The organism is Pseudomonas sp. MD195_PC81_125 (assembly GCF_014060985.1).
Classification (GTDB): Bacteria; Pseudomonadota; Gammaproteobacteria; order Pseudomonadales; family Pseudomonadaceae; genus Aquipseudomonas; species Aquipseudomonas parakoreensis.
Genome location: NZ_JABULD010000448.1, coordinates 1 through 19451 on the forward strand (window position 1 = coordinate 1; position 19451 = coordinate 19451).

Genomic DNA, 19451 nt, shown 5'->3' on the forward strand with positions numbered 1-19451 from the left:
ATGGCGGTGTGTCAGTGAGCGAATAAGTTGGATGTGCCGGCCTCATCGCTGGCAAGCCAGCTCCCACAGGTCCAGTGGTGGTTCTGGGGGATATGTCTGTAGTCGATTGCGCCAATATCCGAAGGCTTTTTCGCCAGAAAAAGTAGGGCAAATCTGATTTTCCCGTCACCCACCCAACACCCCTTGCCCCTCATGCAGAATCGCCCGCCCTCAATCTGCAGAGACACATCGGATGTTCGCGCCTGCCAATCAACCGCGTTTCACGTTGACCCTTGAAGGCGCCCAATTTGATCTCAAAGTCCTTGAGTTCACGGGCAAGGAAGCCATCAGCCAACCCTTTCGTTTCGACCTGGAACTGGTCAGTGAACGGCCCGACCTGGACCTCGAGAGCCTGCTGCATAGTCAGGCGTTTCTGAGCTTCGATGCAGAAGGTTCCGGTGTCCATGGTCAGATTTATCGAGTCGGGCAGGGGGATTCCGGGAAACGTCTGACGCGCTATCACCTGAGCCTGGTACCGCGTCTGACTTACCTCGGGCATCGCATCAACCAGCGGATTTTTCAGCATCAGACGGTGCCGCAGATCGTGGCGCGGATCCTCAAGGACCACGCGATCCTGCGCGACGCCTTCGAGTTTCGTCTCGGCAGTGATTACCCGATGCGCGATTATTGCGTGCAGTACGCCGAAAGCGATCTGGCGTTCATCCAACGGCTGTGTGCCGAAGTCGGCATTCATTTTCATTTTCAGCACAGCCCCGACGGGCATCTACTCGTGTTCGGCGACGATCAAACGGTATTCCCGCGACTGGCCGAGCCGACGCTGTATTTGCCGGGGAGCGGCATGTCGGCTGGTGCGCCCGCCATCCAGCGTTTCAATGTCCGGGTCGAAACCCGCACCAGCGTGGTCACCCGGCGCGACTACAACTTTGAGAAGCCGCACTTGCAACTGCAAAGCCACAGCGACAGCGAGCAGCGCCCGGTACTGGAGGATTATCGTTTTCCCGGCCAGTTCAACGATCGCGAGACCGGTAAGCATCTGGCGCAGCGCACGCTTGAGCGACATGTCGCCGATTACCGTCAGGCCGAAGGCATCAGCGACGTCTCTGCACTGGTGTGCGGACATTTCCTGCAACTGACCGAACACCCGCGCCGGGACTGGAATGACCTGTGGCTGCTCACCGCCATCGAACACCGTGGGCGACAGCCGCAAGTGCTGGAGGAATCGGTCACCAGCGATGGGGAAACATTCCAGGGTTACCGTAATACCTTTCTTGCTACGCCGTGGGACGTGTTCTTCCGCCCAGCCCTCGGCCCGGAAAAGCCCCGGATGCTTGGCTATCAACCTGCCGTCGTCACCGGGCCGCACGACGCGGAAATTCACTGCGACGAGTACGGTCGGGTCAAGGTGCAACTGGCCTGGGACCGCGACGGCGAGCTGAATGAGCATTCCAGTTGCTGGCTGCGTGTGGCAACCGGTTGGGCACATGACCAATACGGCAGCGTGTTGATCCCGCGAGTCGGCATGGAAGTGCTGGTCGGTTTCATCGACGCCGACGCCGACAAACCGTTGGTGATGGGGTGCCTGCCGAATGCCGCGACCCCGGTGCCGCTGGACCTCCCGGCGGACAAGACCCGCAGCATCTTCCGCAGCCATAGCAGCCCCGGTGGCGGTGGTTACAACGAACTGCGCATCGACGACAAAAAGGGCGCCGAAGAAATCTACCTGCGTGCCCAGCGCAACTGGACCCAGCATGTACTGCACGACCAGCAGGTGCAGGTCGACAACCAGCGCAGCATCGTCGTCACGGGCACCGCCAAACATGAGTTGAAGGCCGACGAACAACGCATCACTCACGGCCAGCGCCAGATCGAAGTCAAACAGGACGATCACCTGACTGTGGTCGGCGATCGGCATATTCGGGTGAGCAACCAGGCCACCAGCGCCAGCGCACAAATCCACGTCAGTGCCGGGCAGCAAGTGGTGATCGATGGCGGCGCGAGCGCCACGATTCAGGCCGGCGGGCAGTGGATCAACATCGGGCCTGGCGGGATCTTCAGTAGCGTGCCAATTCAGGTCGGTGGCGCGCCGATGGCGGCGATGAGCGCGGCACCCGGTGTGCCGGGGTTGCCAGCGAAACTTGCAGCGGCACCGGCGGCCATGCTCACCGCCGCACAAATCATGAGCTTTAAAGGTGATGCGCCATTCTGCGAAGAGTGCGAGCGCTGCAAGGACGGTGTTTGTGCAGCCTGAGTGCCTGACGCCTTCAGCGTGGCTGGCGCGTGAGCCGCTGAAACCTGCGGAGCAACTGTTCGCGATTTTCAGTAATGCCAGCGACGCCAGGCCTCCGCTGGTCGGACTCCACCCGATCTGGGCGGACACGATCTACGCCGAGTGGGACGCGGTAATGCCCTTTGCAGGAGTTGTCGCGGCGGACAGTGCGTTTCTCGATTGGGTGGCCTCTACCGATCTCGCGACTGGGGGTGGTTGGCGGTGTCCTCGGCGAGCCTGGAGGTGGTGGTTGAGCACTTTCGCAGCCTGACTCAAGTGCTGATGCCGGACGGCGCAGCGGTGTTTTTTCGCTTCTGGGATGGGCGTTTTGTGTTGCCGATCCTGCAGTCCGACGAAGTGCAATCTGCGCAGTTGATGCCGGTGATTTCGCGCGGCTTGATCAATGGACAGGCCGTGGAGATCGGGGGCAGGGCGCAGGTTTCGGGGCGAGTGTTTCCTTGGTGGAAAGTAACGGGATCGGTCTTGGCCGCAACAGCTGATGACATTCGCATCGGCAATGCTGTGCAGTGGCTGAGCGAGGAGCATCCTGCCTTGTTCGAGGCCTTTCCCGAGCCGGTTTTACGTTGCAAGGTCAGGCGGTTTTTCCAGGTTTCTGCGTCGGAAGAAACGTCGCAATCGGCGTTATTGGACCATTTGCAGGACGAAGCAGAATGAAATTTCCGGGCGAAGTCCAAGGATCAGCGATGTTCGCGTCCTGGGTTTTGATAAAGCTTTCGATGGGTTGTCGAGGTACCTGAACTGTGGCGAGGGGATTCATCCCCGATGGGCAGCGAAGCGGCCCCAAGACCTGTCATCGTGGAGCATCAAATAAAACATGTGACGGAATAGGGGGCTGCTGCGCAGCCCATCGGGGATGAATCCCCTCGCCACAGATATTGGGCCGGATCTTAAGGTGTAAGAGGGCCGCTCAGCCCCCAACCCCTGACTTGCCGCCCGGTAAAAGGTAAACTTCACGGCCCTCGCAGGAGCAGCATGAATTATCGTCACGCCTTCCATGCCGGCAATCACGCCGATGTGTTCAAACACCTGACCTTGACCCGCCTCATCGCCCTGATGTCGCGCAAGGAACAGCCGTTTGCCTATCTCGACACGCACGCCGGTATCGGTCTGTATGACCTGCAGGGCGATCAGGCCAACCGTACCGGCGAGTACCTGGAAGGCATCGCACGTTTGTGGGATCAGCCGGATCTGCCGGCACTGACCGCCGACTACATGAAGGTGCTGCACGAGATGAACCCGGATGGTCAGTTGCGTTACTACCCGGGGTCACCGGAGCTGGCGCGGCGTCTGACCCGGGCGCAGGATCGGGTGATGCTCAACGAGAAACACCCGCAAGACGGCGTGCAGCTCAAGGAGAACATGGCCGGCGACCGTCGGGTCAAGGTGCATCTGGGCGAGGGCTGGCATGTGGCGCGGGCGATGTTGCCGGTGCAGGAGAAGCGGGCGGTGATGTTGATTGATCCGCCGTTCGAACAGCTCGACGAGATGCAAAAGTGTGCGGCGTCGCTGAAAGAGGCGATTGGCCGCATGCGCCAGACCGTCGCGGCGATCTGGTATCCGGTAAAGGATCAGCGTGCGTTGCGCCGTTTCTATCAGGATCTGGCCGGTACCGGCGCGCCGAAGTTGCTGCGCGTGGAACTGCTGGTGCATCCGCTGGATACGCCGAACAGCCTCAACGGCTCCGGGATGGCGATTGCCAATCCGCCGTGGGGGCTGGAGGAAGAATTGCGTGAGTTGCTGCCGTGGTTGTCGAAGAAGCTTGGGCAGACTCAGGGTGGATGGCAGATGGATTGGTTGATTGCCGAGAGCTGATCAACTGTTTTAGCGGTGTCTGAACGGACGCCTTCGCGGGCAAGCCCGCTCCCACAAAGTACTGCGCCATTTTGAAGTCGGCGCTAAACCTGTGGGAGCGGGCTTGCCCGCGATGCTTTGGGGTTTAGTTACCCGCCAGGCTCGGTGGCATGCACACGCCGGTGCCGCCGATCCCGCAATAACCTTCAGGGTTTTTCGCCAGGTATTGCTGGTGATAGGCCTCGGCGAAATACACGGTCGGCGCCTGTTCGATTTCGGTGCTGATTTCGCCCAGGCCTGCCTTCGACAGTTCAGCCTGATACACCGCTTTGCTCTTCAGCGCCGCGTCCAGTTGCTCTGGCGAGGTCGCGTAGATCACCGAGCGGTATTGAGTGCCGATGTCATTGCCCTGACGCATGCCCTGAGTCGGGTTGTGCAGCTCCCAGAACATCGCCAGCAGCTCTTCATAGCTGACTTTGGCCTTGTCATACACCACCAGCACCACTTCGGCGTGGCCGGTCAGGCCCGAGCAGACTTCTTCGTAAGTCGGGTTCGGCGTGTAGCCGCCGGCGTAACCGACCACGGTGCTGACCACGCCTTCGCGCTGCCAGAAACGGCGCTCCGCGCCCCAGAAGCAACCCAGACCGAAGATCGCGAAGTCGACGTCCTGGAAAAACGGGCCGAGCAACGGGGTTTCTTCGAAGACGAAGTGCTTTTCAGGCAGGGTCATCGCGGTTTCGCGGCCGGGTAGAGCTTGGTCTTTGGTCGGTAGCACGTTTTTGTTCACCAGAATTTCCGAGCGCAGAACCATGATCGTTCCTCTCAGTCAGGATGGGATGTAAAAAATCAGACCGCCAGTGTGCCGAATGATGCCCGTTTAATCACTACCCAATGTAGGAGCTGCCGAAGGCTGCGATCTTTTTGATTTTGCTTTTTAAAAACCACATCAAAAGATCGCAGCCTGCGGCAGCTCCTGCACGGGGAAAAGCCTCATGCTACTCAAAAAGGCTTGTCGAAGGTGATTTTCGGCTCTTTCCACGGGCCCTTGACGGTGTATTTGACGCTGGCGAAGCGTGCCACGCGGTCACCGATCAGCTTGTCGATAAGGAACAATGCCCCGCCGACCGCTGGCGCGCCGACAATCAGCGCGGCGATCGGCAGATTGTTGGTCACCGGCAAGGTCACCAGCAATTTTGCATCGACCTGATCGCCAACCAGATCCAGCGTACCGTCCAGCTCAAGATTGCTTGAAGGACCGGTCAGCCGAATCGGCTCGCGGGTGACATACACGCCGTTATTGGCCACCAACAAACCCTTGACCCGGTCGTAGCTCAAGCCTTTGCCAAACAAGTCGGAGAAGTCCAGACGCAGACGGCGACCAATGGAATTGAAGTTGAGCAGACCGAACACCCGCAACGCCTGCGCGCCGCCCTCCACTTCAACGAACTGACCTTTATTCAGCGAGGCATCCAGCGTGCCGGAGAAACGCTTGGTCGCCAGCCACGCCGGCGATCCCGGCCAGCGGCCATCGACGTCCATGTGGAATTCTTCGCTGGTCACGCTCGGCGCAAAACCCCAGCCCTTCAGTACATCGGCGAGGTTTTTGCCGCTGGCCCGGCCTTTGAACCAGCTGTTGGTCGAGCCCGGGGTGCCTTCCCAGCCGCCATTGCCTTGCAACAGGATGCCCTTGAGGCCCATGTCCATATTGTTCAGGGCGAGACCTTTGGCCGTCGGCCGTACCTTGAGCGACCAGCCGCCCACCAGATCCGCGCCGAGAAACAATTGATTGATGGTGATGTCCAGCGCGGGAATCTTCGTCGGGTCGACGGAAACCAGCGGATCAGGCGAGTTCTCGTCGGCCTGCACCGTCGGATCCGGTGCCGGCAGCCGCACGTATTGCAGATTGACCGCGATCGGCGCGCCCTTGGCATCGGGAAGACTGGCCGAGCCTTTGGCCTGCTGGCCGTCGAGTGCCAGATTCCACGCCCACGGTTTGCGATTGACCTGAACTGCCGCCTGGTCGAGGGTGGTGCCGAATGCGGTGAGCTTGCCCACCTTGAAGTCGGCACTGTTGAGTAATTGCTTGGCGCTGCCACCCGGGTCGTTACCGGCGTATTTATTGACCAGGTCCTGCCACGGCGCGACGTCCAGCTCCGACAGCACACCGCGAATGCGCAGGCCTTTGGCGTCCGGCAGGACTGCGTCGCCAGTTCCGAGAAACAGCTCGCCACGACCATCGGCGAAACTGCTCGGCGGTGCGGCGAAGGTGAAGCTGGCCAGTTGATCGTAACTGACCCAAAAACGCCGCTCCGGACCTTGCAAGCTCATGCGGAACACCGTGTCACGCCCTTGCTGGGCCGACATGCCGAACGGCGCCGGCAGATCCACCGCGACGCCTTTCATGCTGGAGTTGACCGTCAGTTGACTGTCGGTGCCGTCCAGGTTGACCTGCAACTGATAGGGAAGGGTCCCAGACACCGGCAACGGCTGAGTCACGCCCAGCCAGTCAGTGAGTTTCTTGACCTCGACCTGCCCGGAAGCCGAGACCCGCGTCTTGAGCTTGCCCGGGCTGCCATCAGCGAAAATCTGCGCGGTCACCGGCTTGTCAAAAGCCTTGGCGGCGATGTTCTGCCCACTCAACCCCTTGGCGCTGTCGAAACGGAAATCGCCTTTTAGCTGGCTCAGCTCCAGTTTCGGCTCCGCCAGTTTCAAGCGCGCATTGGCAGTCTTGAAGTCGACGAGGATCTTCGGCAAATCGCCCTTTTCCAGCGGGATATCGAGTTTGACCTTGCCCTGCAGATCGCCCTCGCCTTCCCAGCCGGCAAACGTTTCGCCAGTGCCGATCGGCGCGGTCTGGAGAATTTTCAGGCCATCGCCCAATCCACCGGCAAACCCGCCGTCGAGGAACAGATGCGTATGCTGCCCCGCCGGGACATGGGGAATGTTGACGAAAACATCGCTGACCTGGGTGTCGAGCAACTGCCCCTTGTCGGCCACGATGCGCACACCGCTGTCCTCGATGAACACGTCGCCACTGACCTTGCTCACGTGCGGCCAGCCTGGCTGGAACGCCAGCTCGGCGTCATGCACCTTGAAGAACAGGCTGATGCTGCGATCGACATCCTTGGCATTTTTGCTCAGCGAACCCTGGTACTGGAAAAACCCCTGGTCCACCGCGCCTTTGAGGATCGCCGTGCGCAGCCACTCGTCGAGGGCCGGACTCAAGACTTCGGGCAGGTATTTGGCGGTGTAGCGACCGTCGCCATCGACCAGCCCGACGCGCAGGTCCATGTAGTCTTCCTGGCTATGATCGAAGTGCAGGCGGATCAGGAAATCGCCGGCAATCTTGCCCTCCTCGCCCAGCACTTTCAGGTAAGGCGCGATCAGGGTGAAACCTTCTTTATCGAGCTTCCAGGTCAGTCGGGCATTGGCCTGAATGTATTGCCACGGCTTGGCGAAGATCGGATCGAGGTGCAGGACGAAATCCTTGCTGTCCAGGCGCAGCTCGCCGCCGTCAAGGTTGCCGCTGAGGCTGCCACTGACGTTCCGCGCCGCCGGGGCACCGTGATAGGCGTCGAACCCGACTTTATCCAGATTGGCCGCGAAGCCGAATTTCGAGCCATCGGTAGCGTTCGGGCGAAAATCCAGCAACACGTTGCGCAACCCGCCGGTCACTTTCAGGCGATCGACAACAGTGGCGAAGCCTTCAGGCAGCGGCCCCAGTGCATTCAGCAACGGGGTGATCGGCTGCAAATCGAGGCGGTCAGCCTGCAGATGCCACAGCTCGTCGACTGTATCAGTGGCTGCCGTCTGCTTGAGCTGCACGTGAGTTTCCCAGCGGGTTTCGCCAACACTCATCGCCAGCGAATCGAGCGTAACGGTCGCGCCGTCATCGTCGCGCTGGTAATAGCCATTGAGCGCCAGATTGCTGATCTTGATCGGCTTGCGCTCGGCATAAGCGCCGGTCACCTGCGGTGCGTTCAAACGAACAGCGGCGCTTTGCAGGGCGCCGTCGTTCCAGTTCACCCACAGCTCGCCGCCCGCCTTGATCTCGGAAAAATTCCATTGCTGGGTCAAACGCTCGGGCAGCCACTTCGACCAGTCGCTTTGCGGCAGGCTGACATAGCCTTCCACCGAGCTGTCCGGCAGTCGGGAGGGGCGAATCCGTGTACGCAGGCTCATCGCCATCGGCTGCCCGTCGGGCAAAGTCAGACGAGCGTCGAGGCGCTGCCGGCTGCTGCCGGTTTTCAGGTTGAGGCCGACGTAGGTGAAGGTCATCGGCGCATGGTCCAGCGGCTGCACGGTCACCTGACTGTCGAGCACCGACAATTGCTGAACGATCTGCGAGCGCTTGAACAGTTGTTCGGGATCAAGCGGCTGGTCGTTCTGCACCGGCAGGCCTTCCAGCGACCAACTACCGTCCTGCGCTTCCTTGACGCTGATTTTCAGACCGTTCAATTCCAGATGGGCGATACGCACTTCGCGCGCCAGCAGGCTGCCCCAGAGATCCGGCACCGCACGTACCCGGTCCAGACGCAAGGCATTCGCGCCGTCACCGACCATCACGTCATGGGCCAGCAGGATCGGTGCAAATCCGCTCCAGTCACCTTCCAGTTCGCCGATCTGCAACGGCATGCCGAGCGCGGCGCTGGCCTTGTCTTCGATGTCGGTGCGGTACTCCGCCACCAGCGGCGTCAATTCCCGACCGAGGCTGACGTACAACGCCAACAGCACCAGAACCAACGCGCACAGGCCCAGTCCCCAGCGGGTGAGTGCGGCCAAAATGCGTGTCAGACGCTCCATGTCAGTTGGCTCCCATGGCGAAAAAAACTGCGAAAAGCTGAGGCCAGCCGTTGTGGATTAAATGTGCCGCAGGGGATCAGAGCAGCACCACATCATATTGTTCCTGGGAATACATGGTTTCGACCTGAAAGCGTATGGTGCGACCGATGAACCCTTCAAGCTCGGCGACGTTACCGGACTCTTCATCGAGCAAACGGTCCACCACTTTCTGGTTCGCCAACACCCGATAACCCTCGGCCTGATAGGCCCGGGCTTCACGCAGAATCTCGCGGAAAATCTCGTAACAGATGGTTTCCGGGGTCTTCAACTTGCCCCGGCCCTGGCAACTGCTGCACGGCTCGCACAGCACTTGTTCAAGGCTTTCGCGGGTGCGCTTACGAGTCATCTGCACCAGGCCCAACTCGGTGATGCCAATGATGTTGGTCTTGGCGTGATCACGTTCGAGCTGTTTCTCCAGGGTGCGCAGCACCTGGCGCTGATGTTCTTCATCTTCCATGTCGATGAAGTCGATGATGATGATCCCGCCCAGATTGCGCAGGCGCATCTGCCGGGCAATCGCGGTCGCGGCTTCGAGGTTGGTCTTGAAGATGGTTTCTTCAAGGTTGCGATGGCCTACAAACGCGCCGGTGTTGACGTCGATGGTGGTCATGGCTTCCGCCGGATCGACCACCAGATAGCCGCCGGACTTGAGCGGCACTTTGCGCTCGAGGGCTTTCTGGATTTCGTCTTCGACGCCATACAGGTCGAAAATCGGCCGCTCGCCCGGGTAGTGTTCCAGACGATCGGCGATTTCCGGCATCAGTTCGGCGACAAACTGTGTAGTTTTCTGGAAGGTTTCCCGGGAGTCGATACGGATCTTCTCGATCTTCGGGCTGACCAGATCGCGCAGGGTACGCAGCGCCAGACCGAGGTCTTCGTAGATGACACTCGGTGCGCCGATGGTCTGGATCTGCGCGTTGATCTGGTCCCACAGGCGCCGCAGGTAGCGGATGTCCATAAGGATTTCATCGGCCCCGGCGCCTTCGGCAGCGGTACGCAGGATGAAGCCGCCAGCCTCCTTGATCCCTTCCTTTGCCACGCAATCGCTGACCACCTGCTTGAGGCGCTCGCGCTCGGCTTCGTCTTCGATCTTCAGGGAAATGCCGACATGGGCGGTGCGCGGCATGTACACCAGATAGCGCGACGGAATCGACAGCTGGGTGGTCAAACGTGCGCCTTTCGAACCGATCGGATCCTTGGTGACTTGCACCACCAGGCTCTGGCCTTCATGCACCAGCGCGCTGATGCTTTCCACCGCCGGGCCTTCGCGCAGGGAAATTTCCGAGGCGTGAATGAATGCCGCACGGTCCAGACCGATATCGACAAATGCCGCCTGCATGCCCGGCAGCACCCTGACGATCTTGCCTTTATAGATGTTGCCGACGATCCCGCGTTTTTGCGTGCGCTCGACGTGGACTTCTTGCAGCACACCGTTTTCGACCACCGCCACGCGCGATTCCATCGGCGTGATGTTGATCAGAATCTCTTCACTCATGGCAGGGTCTCGTTCAGGCATGTTCACGATAATGGCCGCATCTTGATCCATACGACGCTCATTGCGCGTTCAGGTTTTGCCAACAGGGTATGCCGAAATGGCCCAACAGTTCTGCGGTTTCGCAAACCGGCAGCCCGACCACCGCCGAATAGCTGCCATTGAGCCCGGCGACAAACACCGCGCCGAGGCCCTGAATGCCATATCCGCCGGCCTTGTCCCGAGGTTCGCCACTGGCCCAGTAGGCCGCCGCCTCTTCGCGGCTGATCGGGCGGAAGCGCACCAGACTGCGCACCACGCGCGACTCGCAACGCTGGCCGTCCAGCACAGCGATGGCGGTCAGCACTTCATGCTCTTTGCCGGACAACATCATCAGCATGGCGCATGCGTCGGCTTCGTCCACCGGTTTGCCAAGAATTTTATCGTCGAGGACCACGGCAGTGTCCGCCCCCAGTACGCAAAACGCCGCGTTGCAGGCGAGCGCGCGTCGACCGGCCTCGGCCTTGCCACGCGCCAGGCGCTCGACATAGGCCGAAGGCAATTCTTCGGCAAGCGGGGTTTCGTCGATTTCCGCGCTGATGGCGGAGAACGGCACGCCGATCTGCGTGAGCAATTCACGCCGGCGCGGCGAACCAGAGGCGAGGTAAAGCGGCTTCATCAAGACATCTCCCTTGTCGAGGTGCGGGCACATGCCTGACCGAATCAGTTGATTTTGTAGCGCCGGCGCAATCCACGCAAAGCGAAGCTGACCCAAGGCCAGAGCAACGCGCTGGTCAATGCCGGCAGCACCAGTGCCAGCGTTGGCTGGCGGTTGCCGGTCAGCGCGCTGAGCCACAGTTGAACCAGCTGAGCGAGGCCGAAGATCACCAGGATCACCAGACATTGCTGCCACATCGGGAACATCCGCAGACGCTGCTGCAACGACAGCACCAGGAAGGTGATCAGCGTCAGGATCAACGCGTTCTGCCCAAGCAGCGTGCCGTACAGCACGTCTTCGGCCAGTCCCAGGCAAAACGCGGTAACCATGCCGACCGTTTGCGGCAGGGCCAGAGCCCAGAACGCCAGGAGCAGCGCCAGCCACAGCGGGCGCAGGATCTCCATGAATTGCGGCATCGGCGACACACTGAGCAGCAGGCCGATAAGAAACGTCAGCCAGACCATCCAACCGTTACGCGAAGCGGTAGCCCCGACCATTATTCTTGTCTCCCGGTGTTGGTCGGCGTGGTGACAGGCGGTTTGGCCGCTGGTCGAACCGCCGGCTGGGACGCTGCAGGCCGGCTATTCGCGGGCGTGGCTGCAGTTGGTTTGGCAGGCGGCTTGCTGGCGACCGGTTTGGCCGGCGTAACACTGACTGCCGGCGTGGCGGTCGCGGCCGGCGCAGTCACCGCTGCAGGCGGTGTCACGGTTTTCGGCACCGTGGCCGGAATCACCGGTCCACCGCCCTGCGCATCAAGATTTTCCTGAGCCTGCGCCGCATCGTTGGCGCGCTCTTCGGCGGTGCGGTTGTCGCTGAATACCAGCAGCAGATAACGGCTGCGGTTCAACGCAGCGGTCGGCACCGCACGGACAATCGCGAAAGGCTGACCGGAGTCGTGGATGACTTCCTTGACCGTTGCCACCGGATAGCCGGCCGGGAAGCGCTGCCCGAGACCGGAGCTGACCAGCAGATCGCCTTCCTTGATGTCAGCGGTGTCGGCGACGTGCCGCAGTTCCAGACGTTCCGGGTTGCCGGTGCCGCTGGCAATCGCCCGCAGACCGTTACGGTTCACCTGGACAGGAATGCTGTGCGTGGTGTCGGTCAGCAGCAGCACACGGGAGGTGTACGGCATCAATTCGACCACCTGGCCCATCAGACCGCGCGCATCGAGCACCGGCTGACCGAGCACCACGCCATCGCGCTCACCCTTATTGATGATGATGCGATGGGTGAAGGGATTGGGGTCCATGCCGATCAACTCGGCCACTTCGACCTTTTCGTTGACCAGTGCGGAGGAATTGAGCAACTCGCGCAGCCGCACGTTCTGCTCGGTGAGAGCGGCGAGCTTTTGCATGCGGCCCTGCAACAGCAGGTTCTCGGTCTTGAGTTTTTCGTTTTCGGCGACCAGCTCGGTGCGACTGCCAAACTGACTGGCGACACCGTCCCACAACCGGCCGGGCAGGTCGGTGATCCAGTAGGCATCCATCAGCACCAGCGACGCTTGCTTGCGCGCAGGCTTGAGCAGGTCAAAGCGGGCATCGACCACCATCAGCGCGATCGACAGCACGGCCAGCACCAACAGGCGCACGCCCAACGAAGGGCCCTTGGCGAAAAGCGGTTTAATAAGCCGCTCCTCCCAGGCAAATGTTCTGTTTATTCATACGGCATCAAACCGGCCTGGATGAAGACTGACAGAAGATAAACGCCAACAGGCAGCACTGCAAAGTGCTGCCTGTGCGCTCACCCACGTATTGCAACCCAGCGCTTATTCGCTGGAGAGCAGGTCCATGGTGTGCTTGTCCATCATTTCCAATGCACGGCCACCGCCGCGAGCAACGCAGGTCAGCGGGTCTTCGGCAACGATCACCGGCAGACCGGTTTCCTGGGCCAGCAACTTGTCGAGGTCACGCAGCAGCGCGCCACCACCGGTCAGCACCAGACCACGCTCGGCGATGTCGGAAGCCAGCTCTGGCGGCGACTGCTCCAGGGCGCTTTTCACGGCCTGAACGATGGTTGCCAGGGACTCTTGCAGAGCTTCCAGCACTTCATTGGAGTTCAGGGTGAATGCGCGTGGAACGCCTTCGGCCAGGTTGCGACCGCGAACGTCGACTTCGCGAACTTCGCCGCCCGGGTAGGCCGTACCGATTTCCTGCTTGATGCGCTCGGCCGTCGATTCACCGATCAGGCTGCCGTAGTTACGGCGCACGTAGGTGATGATCGCTTCGTCGAAGCGGTCGCCGCCCACGCGGACGGATTCGGCATAGACCACACCGTTCAGGGAGATCAGCGCGATTTCGGTGGTACCACCGCCGATATCGACGACCATCGAGCCACGGGCTTCTTCAACCGGCAGGCCGGCACCGATCGCAGCAGCCATCGGCTCTTCGATCAGGAACACTTCACGGGCACCGGCACCAAGGGCCGATTCACGGATGGCACGACGCTCGACCTGGGTGGATTTGCATGGAACGCAGATCAGCACACGAGGGCTGGGCTGCAGAAAGCTGTTTTCGTGAACCTTGTTGATAAAGTATTGCAGCATCTTTTCGCAGACGCTGAAGTCGGCAATCACGCCGTCCTTCATCGGACGAATGGCAGCAATGTTGCCCGGCGTACGGCCGAGCATGCGCTTGGCTTCGGTGCCGACAGCGACGACACTTTTCTGGTTACCGTGTGTCCGAATGGCCACAACCGATGGCTCATTCAGGACGATACCGCGCTCGCGCACGTAAATAAGGGTGTTGGCAGTGCCCAGGTCAATGGAGAGATCGCTGGAAAACATGCCACGCAGTTTCTTGAACATGGGAAAGGGACCCTAGGCAACGCGTGGGTAAAAAAGTGCGGCAAACTCTAACAACGACAGGGATTTTGGGCAAGGCGCCAATATGTTAAATTGGCCGCTTTTCTGTGCACCAAGCCCCACAATCGCGGCCTTATGACCGTAGAAGTGCGGTAGTGTTCCGACAATCTAACACACGGACGCCGTCCGTTCTGTTTTCCACTGGAGAATCCCGATGGCGCTAGAACGCTCCGACGTGGAAAAAATCGCGCATCTGGCCTGCCTTGGCCTGAATGATGCCGATCTTCCGCACATTACTTCCGCCCTCAACAGCATTCTCGGGCTGGTCGACGAAATGCAGGCCGTCGATACCGACGGTATCGAGCCTTTGGCCCACCCGCTGGAAGCCAGTCAGCGCCTGCGCGCCGACGTCGTGACCGAGACCAATCACCGCGAGGCCTATCAGTCCATCGCACCAGCGGTCGAAAACGGCCTGTATCTGGTTCCGAAAGTCATCGACTAAAGGGAAAGAGCCTGCAATGCATCAAATGACTCTGGCCGAGATCGCCCGCGGTCTCGCCGATAAAAAGTTTTCCTCCGAAGAGCTGACCAAAGTCCTGCTGGCGCGTATTACCCAGCTCGATCCGCAGCTCAACAGCTTCATCAGCCTCACCGAAGAGCTGGCGCTTGCGCAGGCGAAAGCCGCCGACGCGCGTCGGGCCAACGGTGAGAGCGGTGCCCTGCTTGGCGCGCCGATCGCCCACAAGGACCTGTTCTGCACCCAGGGCATCCGCACCAGTTGCGGCTCGAAGATGCTCGACAACTTCAAGGCCCCGTACGACGCCACCGTGGTTGCGAAACTGGCGGCTGCCGGTGCCGTGACGCTGGGCAAGACCAACATGGACGAGTTCGCCATGGGTTCGGCCAACGAATCGAGCTGGTACGGCGCGGTGAAAAACCCGTGGAACCTGGAACACGTACCGGGCGGTTCGTCCGGTGGTTCGGCCGCGGCGGTTGCCGCGCGCCTGTTGCCGGCGGCCACGGCCACCGACACCGGTGGTTCGATCCGTCAGCCCGCCGCGTTCACCAACCTCACCGGCCTGAAACCGACCTACGGTCGCGTATCGCGCTGGGGCATGATCGCTTACGCCTCCAGTCTCGATCAGGGCGGCCCGCTGGCGCGCACCGCCGAAGACTGCGCGATTTTGTTGCAAGGTATGGCCGGGTTCGATCAGAACGATTCGACCAGCATCGATGAGCCGGTTCCGGATTACTCCGCAGGTCTCAACACTTCGCTGCAAGGCCTGCGCATCGGCGTGCCGAAGGAATACTTCAGCGCCGGTCTCGACCCGCGCATCGCCGAACTGATCCAGAACAGCATCAAAGAGCTGCAGAAGCTCGGCGCCGTGATCAAGGAAATCAGCCTGCCGAACATGCAACACGCGATTCCTGCGTACTACGTGATCGCCCCGGCCGAAGCTTCCTCGAACCTGTCGCGTTTCGACGGCGTGCGCTTCGGCCATCGCTGCGAGAACCCGGAAAACCTGATCGACCTGTACAAGCGCTCGCGTGGCGAAGGCTTCGGGCCTGAAGTGCAGCGCCGGATCATGGTCGGCGCCTACGCGCTGTCCGCCGGTTACTACGACGCCTACTACCTGAAAGCGCAGAAGATCCGTCGCCTGGTGAAGAACGACTTCATGGCGGCCTTCAATGAAGTCGACATCATCCTCGGCCCGACCACGCCGAACCCGGCCTGGAAGCTCGGCGCAAAGAACAGCGATCCGGTCGCTGCCTATCTGGAAGACGTCTACACCATCACCGCCAACCTCGCGGGCCTGCCGGGTCTGTCGATGCCGGCCGGTTTTGTCGACGGTCTGCCGGTGGGCGTGCAGTTGCTCGCGCCGTATTTCCAGGAAGGCCGTTTGCTCAACGTTGCGCACCAGTATCAGCTCAACACTGACTGGCACACCCGCACCCCAACCGGCTTCTGAGGAGACACACATGCAATGGGAAGTCGTGATCGGGCTGGAGATTCACACTCAGCTCACTACCCGGTCGAAAATCTTTTCCGGTAGTTCCACCCAGTTCGGCTCCGAGCCGAACACCCAGGCCAGCCTGATCGACCTGGGCATGCCCGGCGTATTGCCGGTGCTGAACCAGGAAGCGGTACGCATGGCGGTGATGTTCGGTCTGGCGATTGACGCCGAGATCGGTCAGCACAACGTGTTCGCGCGTAAAAACTACTTCTACCCGGACCTGCCGAAGGGTTACCAGATCAGCCAGATGGAATTGCCGATTGTCGGCAAGGGCCACCTGGACATCGCCCTGGAAGACGGCACGGTCAAGCGCGTCGGCATCACCCGCGCGCACCTGGAAGAAGACGCCGGCAAGAGCCTGCACGAAGAATTCAATGATGCCACCGGCATCGACCTGAACCGTGCCGGCACGCCGCTGCTGGAAATCGTTTCCGAGCCGGACATGCGCAGCGCCAAGGAAGCCGTGGCTTACGTCAAAGCGATCCACGCGCTGGTGCGTTACCTGGGCATCTGCGACGGCAACATGGCCGAAGGCTCGCTGCGTTGCGACTGCAACGTCTCGGTCCGCCCGAAAGGCCAGGTCGAATTCGGCACCCGCTGCGAGATCAAGAACGTCAACTCGTTCCGCTTCATCGAGAAGGCGATCAACTCCGAGATCCAGCGGCAGATCGAGCTGATCGAAGACGGCGGCAAAGTGATCCAGCAGACCCGTCTGTACGATCCGAACAAGGACGAGACCCGTCCGATGCGCTCCAAAGAGGAAGCCAACGACTACCGTTACTTCCCCGATCCGGACCTGCTGCCGGTGGTCATCGAAGAGTCGTTCCTCGGCGAGGTGCGCGCCACCCTGCCAGAACTGCCACCGCAAAAGCGCGAGCGTTTCCAGAGCCAGTTCGGTCTGTCGGCCTACGACGCCAACGTGCTGGCCACCAGCCGTGAGCAAGCGGACTACTTCGAGAAAGTCGCGGCCATCGGTGGCGACGCCAAACTGGCGGCCAACTGGGTGATGGTCGAGTTGGGCAGCCTGCTTAACAAGCAAGGCCTGGACATCGAGGACTCGCCGGTCTCCGCCGAGCTGTTGGGCGGCATGCTGCAGCGCATCAAGGACAACACCATCTCCGGCAAGATCGCCAAAGTGGTGTTCGAAGCAATGGCCAGCGGCGAAGGCACGGCAGACGAGATCATCGACAAGCGCGGCCTCAAGCAAGTAACCGACAGCGGCGCGATCTCGGCGGTACTGGACGAAATGCTCGCGGCCAACGCCGAGCAGGTCGAACAATACCGCGCGGCCGACGAAGCCAAACGCGGCAAGATGTTCGGCTTCTTCGTCGGTCAGGCCATGAAGGCTTCGAAAGGCAAAGCCAACCCGCAGCAAGTGAACGAACTGCTGAAAAGCAAGCTCGAAGGCTGATGAAAATGGAGCCAGACAAACAGCCTGGCTCCATCCCCTGTGGGAACAATCTATGGCTGAAGGGGTTTTGTTGGTGAGGGGATTTATCCCCGATGGGCTGCGAAACGGCCCCGATTCTTCTGTATCTGGAATTTGGGGGCGCTGCGCGCCCCATCGGGGATAAATCCCCTCGCCACAGACGCTGATCTCCACATTGTGTTGTTTCCACATTTGTTTTGTGGAGCTTTCGAATGAAACGCCTGCTCGGCGCCTGCGCCCTGCTCTCCTTGCTCGCCGGTTGCGCCAGCACCGACATCATCGACCCGCACGGTTACGACCAGACTGGCGTCGCTTCCTATTACGGTGCCAAGCACCACGGTAAACGCACCGCCAGCGGCGAAGCGTTCAACCAGAATTCCCTGACCGCCGCCCATCGCCAACTGCCGTTCGGCACGCGGGTGAAGGTCACCAACCTGAAAAACGACAAATCCTGCGTTGTGCGCATCAACGATCGCGGCCCGCACACCCGTGGCCGCTTGATCGATGTCTCCCGTGAAGCGGCCGAGCGCCTCGGCATGCTCGGCAGCGGCACGGCACGCGTGCGCATACAGGCCCTCGACGACTGATGGAGCGCTGACCATTTTTGCTCTGGCCGATTTACCGCTGATCAACGTGATCGAGTTGCTCAGCGGCCTGATCCTGTTGATCCTCGGCGCCGAACTGATGGTGCGCGCTGCTGTGCGTCTGGCCGCGCGCCTGCATGTGCGACCACTGATCATCGGCCTGACCATCGTCGCCCCTCGGCAGCAGCGCCCCCGCAAATGGCGGTCAGCCTGCAAGCGACCCTGACGCACAACCCCGACATCGCCGTCGGCAGCGTGATCGGCAGCAGCATCTTCAACATCCTCGTGACCCTTGGTCTGTCGGCGCTGATCATTCCGCTGCGGGTCTCGCGGCAACTGGTGCGCCTGGATATTCCGCTGATGATCGGCGCCAGCGTGCTGGTGTTTGTCCTCGCCTGGAACGAACAGATCGGTCGCTTCGACGGCGTACTGTTACTTGCGGCTTTGGCGTTGTACCTCAGTTTGTTGCTGCGCCAGTCGCGGCACTCGGCGCGTCCGCATTCGCAATTGCCGCAAGCCCCGCAGGTGCCGTGGTTCAGCAGTCTGTTGATGATCGTTGTCGGCTTGGCGCTGCTGGTGTTCGCCGGGCATTTGCTGCTCGGCGCAGCGGTGGCGGTGGCGACGGACCTGGGCTTCTCCGAACGGGTGATCGGCCTGACCGTGGTCGCGGTCGGCACCTCGCTGCCGGAACTCGCCACCTCGCTGATCGCCGCACTGCGCGGGCAGCGCGATATCGCCGTGGGCAACGTGATCGGCGCCAACCTGTTCAACCTGCTCGGGGTGCTCGGCGTTACCGCGCTGATCGCACCGACACCGCTGTCGGTCTCGCCCAACGCACTGGATTTCGACCTGCCGGTGATGCTCGGCGTCGCCGCGTTGTGCCTGCCGGTGTTCTATTCCGGCTATCGCGTGACCCGCGCTGAAGGTTTGTTGTTGCTCGGTTTGTACGCGGTTTACGGGCTGCACGTGGTGTCGTTCACCACCGGCATGCCACTGGCCGGCAAACTGGAAAAGCTGATGCTGTTTTACGTGCTGCCAACGCTGCTGGCGTTTCTGTTGTTCACGTCCGTACGCGCCTGGCGCCGCCAACACCACAAGAGGGATGTGCCATGACCGATTCGCAGAAAACCGGGGTTGAAATCCGCCGCCAGGTAATGGGCAACGCGTTTGTCGACCGCGCGCTGGGCAATGCCACCGAGTTCACTCAACCCTTGCAGGATTTCGTCAACGAACACGCCTGGGGCGGCGTGTGGAATCGCGAAGGTTTGCCGCTGAAGACTCGCAGCCTGATCACCCTCGCCGCGCTGACCGCGTTGAAGTGCCCACAGGAATTGAAGGGTCACGTGCGTGGCGCGTTGAACAATGGCTGCACGGTCGAGGAGATTCGTGAGGCGCTGCTGCATTGCGCGGTGTACGCCGGCGTACCGGCAGCGATCGATGCGTTTCGCGCGGCGCAGGAAGTGATCGACAGTTACCAGAAAAAACTAAAAGATCGCAGCCTTCGGCAGCTCCTT

14 protein-coding genes and 2 pseudogenes are annotated in these 19451 nt (G+C 61.0%); 9 read left to right on the forward strand and 7 right to left on the reverse strand.

From position 1 onward, the window contains the following. The first annotated feature begins 232 nt into the window (after positions 1-232). The 3 genes and pseudogenes from HT737_RS18050 (at position 233) to HT737_RS18060 (ending at position 4099) form a co-directional block, all read left to right on the forward strand. Positions 233-2248: a type VI secretion system tip protein VgrG gene (locus HT737_RS18050; protein ID WP_182403519.1), complete on the forward strand. Its 2016-nt coding sequence runs from the start codon at positions 233-235 to the stop codon at positions 2246-2248. Beyond that, a pseudogene (locus HT737_RS18055) lies at positions 2238-2941 on the forward strand (DUF4123 domain-containing protein). The gene HT737_RS18050 and the pseudogene HT737_RS18055 overlap by 11 nt, the downstream one beginning before the upstream one ends. 318 nt (positions 2942-3259) lie before the next feature. Further along, positions 3260-4099 (forward strand): 23S rRNA (adenine(2030)-N(6))-methyltransferase RlmJ, encoded by an 840-nt coding sequence (locus HT737_RS18060; protein WP_131670949.1) that lies wholly within the window; start codon positions 3260-3262, stop codon positions 4097-4099. A 124-nt stretch (positions 4100-4223) separates the two neighbouring features. Here HT737_RS18060 and msrA read toward each other — a convergent pair whose 3' ends face one another. From msrA to mreB, 7 genes are all read right to left on the reverse strand, one after another. Next, the gene (gene msrA / locus HT737_RS18065) at positions 4224-4889 is read right to left on the reverse strand and encodes a peptide-methionine (S)-S-oxide reductase MsrA (protein WP_047290930.1); all 666 of its coding nucleotides are present in this window, start codon (positions 4887-4889) and stop codon (positions 4224-4226) included. A 188-nt stretch (positions 4890-5077) separates the two neighbouring features. Next, positions 5078-8881: a YhdP family protein gene (locus tag HT737_RS18070; protein WP_182403520.1), complete on the reverse strand. Its 3804-nt coding sequence runs from the start codon at positions 8879-8881 to the stop codon at positions 5078-5080. A gap of 76 nt (positions 8882-8957) precedes the next feature. Further along, positions 8958-10415: a ribonuclease G gene (gene rng, locus HT737_RS18075; protein ID WP_007961585.1), complete on the reverse strand. Its 1458-nt coding sequence runs from the start codon at positions 10413-10415 to the stop codon at positions 8958-8960. A gap of 58 nt (positions 10416-10473) precedes the next feature. Continuing rightward, positions 10474-11070: a nucleoside triphosphate pyrophosphatase gene (locus tag HT737_RS18080; RefSeq protein ID WP_121183712.1), complete on the reverse strand. Its 597-nt coding sequence runs from the start codon at positions 11068-11070 to the stop codon at positions 10474-10476. Between the two features lie 44 nt (positions 11071-11114). After that, entirely contained in the window at positions 11115-11606 is a 492-nt protein-coding gene (gene mreD / locus HT737_RS18085; RefSeq protein WP_003221660.1) for a rod shape-determining protein MreD, read from the reverse strand. Next, complete coding sequence (gene mreC, locus HT737_RS18090; RefSeq protein ID WP_182403528.1) at positions 11606-12733, reverse strand: rod shape-determining protein MreC; 1128 nt, start codon at positions 12731-12733, stop codon at positions 11606-11608. The genes mreD and mreC overlap by 1 nt, the downstream gene beginning before the upstream one ends. Before the next feature lie 141 nt (positions 12734-12874). Continuing rightward, complete coding sequence (gene mreB, locus HT737_RS18095) at positions 12875-13912, reverse strand: rod shape-determining protein MreB (protein ID WP_002555108.1); 1038 nt, start codon at positions 13910-13912, stop codon at positions 12875-12877. A gap of 211 nt (positions 13913-14123) precedes the next feature. Between mreB and gatC the strand changes: the two genes are divergently transcribed. The 6 genes and pseudogenes from gatC to HT737_RS18125 form a co-directional block, all read left to right on the forward strand. Further along, positions 14124-14411, forward strand: a complete 288-nt coding sequence (gene gatC / locus HT737_RS18100) for an Asp-tRNA(Asn)/Glu-tRNA(Gln) amidotransferase subunit GatC (protein ID WP_003221657.1) — start codon at positions 14124-14126, stop codon at positions 14409-14411. A 16-nt stretch (positions 14412-14427) separates the two neighbouring features. After that, complete coding sequence (gatA, locus tag HT737_RS18105) at positions 14428-15879, forward strand: Asp-tRNA(Asn)/Glu-tRNA(Gln) amidotransferase subunit GatA (RefSeq protein ID WP_095667492.1); 1452 nt, start codon at positions 14428-14430, stop codon at positions 15877-15879. Between the two features lie 10 nt (positions 15880-15889). Next, the gene (gene gatB, locus HT737_RS18110; protein ID WP_182403522.1) at positions 15890-17335 is read left to right on the forward strand and encodes an Asp-tRNA(Asn)/Glu-tRNA(Gln) amidotransferase subunit GatB; all 1446 of its coding nucleotides are present in this window, start codon (positions 15890-15892) and stop codon (positions 17333-17335) included. A 230-nt stretch (positions 17336-17565) separates the two neighbouring features. After that, a complete protein-coding gene (locus HT737_RS18115) occupies positions 17566-17940 on the forward strand; it encodes a septal ring lytic transglycosylase RlpA family protein (protein ID WP_182403524.1) in 375 nt (124 codons plus the stop codon). A gap of 46 nt (positions 17941-17986) precedes the next feature. Beyond that, positions 17987-19050, forward strand: a pseudogene (locus HT737_RS18120) (calcium/sodium antiporter). Beyond that, positions 19047-19451: carboxymuconolactone decarboxylase family protein (locus HT737_RS18125; RefSeq protein WP_182403526.1), on the forward strand; the 405-nt coding region annotated here is incomplete at its 3' end. The pseudogene HT737_RS18120 and the gene HT737_RS18125, both read left to right, overlap by 4 nt.

Excerpts from the sequence above, each read along its gene's own strand:
- HT737_RS18050 (WP_182403519.1), top strand. The coding sequence starts at position 233 with ATGTTCGCGCCTGCCAATCAACCGCGTTTCACGTTGACCCTTGAAGGC.
- HT737_RS18060 (WP_131670949.1), top strand. The coding sequence starts at position 3,260 with ATGAATTATCGTCACGCCTTCCATGCCGGCAATCACGCCGATGTGTTC.
- msrA (WP_047290930.1), bottom strand. The coding sequence starts at position 4,889 with ATGGTTCTGCGCTCGGAAATTCTGGTGAACAAAAACGTGCTACCGACC.
- HT737_RS18070 (WP_182403520.1), bottom strand. The coding sequence starts at position 8,881 with ATGGAGCGTCTGACACGCATTTTGGCCGCACTCACCCGCTGGGGACTG.
- rng (WP_007961585.1), bottom strand. The coding sequence starts at position 10,415 with ATGAGTGAAGAGATTCTGATCAACATCACGCCGATGGAATCGCGCGTG.
- HT737_RS18080 (WP_121183712.1), bottom strand. The coding sequence starts at position 11,070 with ATGAAGCCGCTTTACCTCGCCTCTGGTTCGCCGCGCCGGCGTGAATTG.
- mreD (WP_003221660.1), bottom strand. The coding sequence starts at position 11,606 with ATGGTCGGGGCTACCGCTTCGCGTAACGGTTGGATGGTCTGGCTGACG.
- mreB (WP_002555108.1), bottom strand. The coding sequence starts at position 13,912 with ATGTTCAAGAAACTGCGTGGCATGTTTTCCAGCGATCTCTCCATTGAC.
- gatC (WP_003221657.1), top strand. The coding sequence starts at position 14,124 with ATGGCGCTAGAACGCTCCGACGTGGAAAAAATCGCGCATCTGGCCTGC.
- gatA (WP_095667492.1), top strand. The coding sequence starts at position 14,428 with ATGCATCAAATGACTCTGGCCGAGATCGCCCGCGGTCTCGCCGATAAA.
- gatB (WP_182403522.1), top strand. The coding sequence starts at position 15,890 with ATGCAATGGGAAGTCGTGATCGGGCTGGAGATTCACACTCAGCTCACT.
- HT737_RS18115 (WP_182403524.1), top strand. The coding sequence starts at position 17,566 with ATGAAACGCCTGCTCGGCGCCTGCGCCCTGCTCTCCTTGCTCGCCGGT.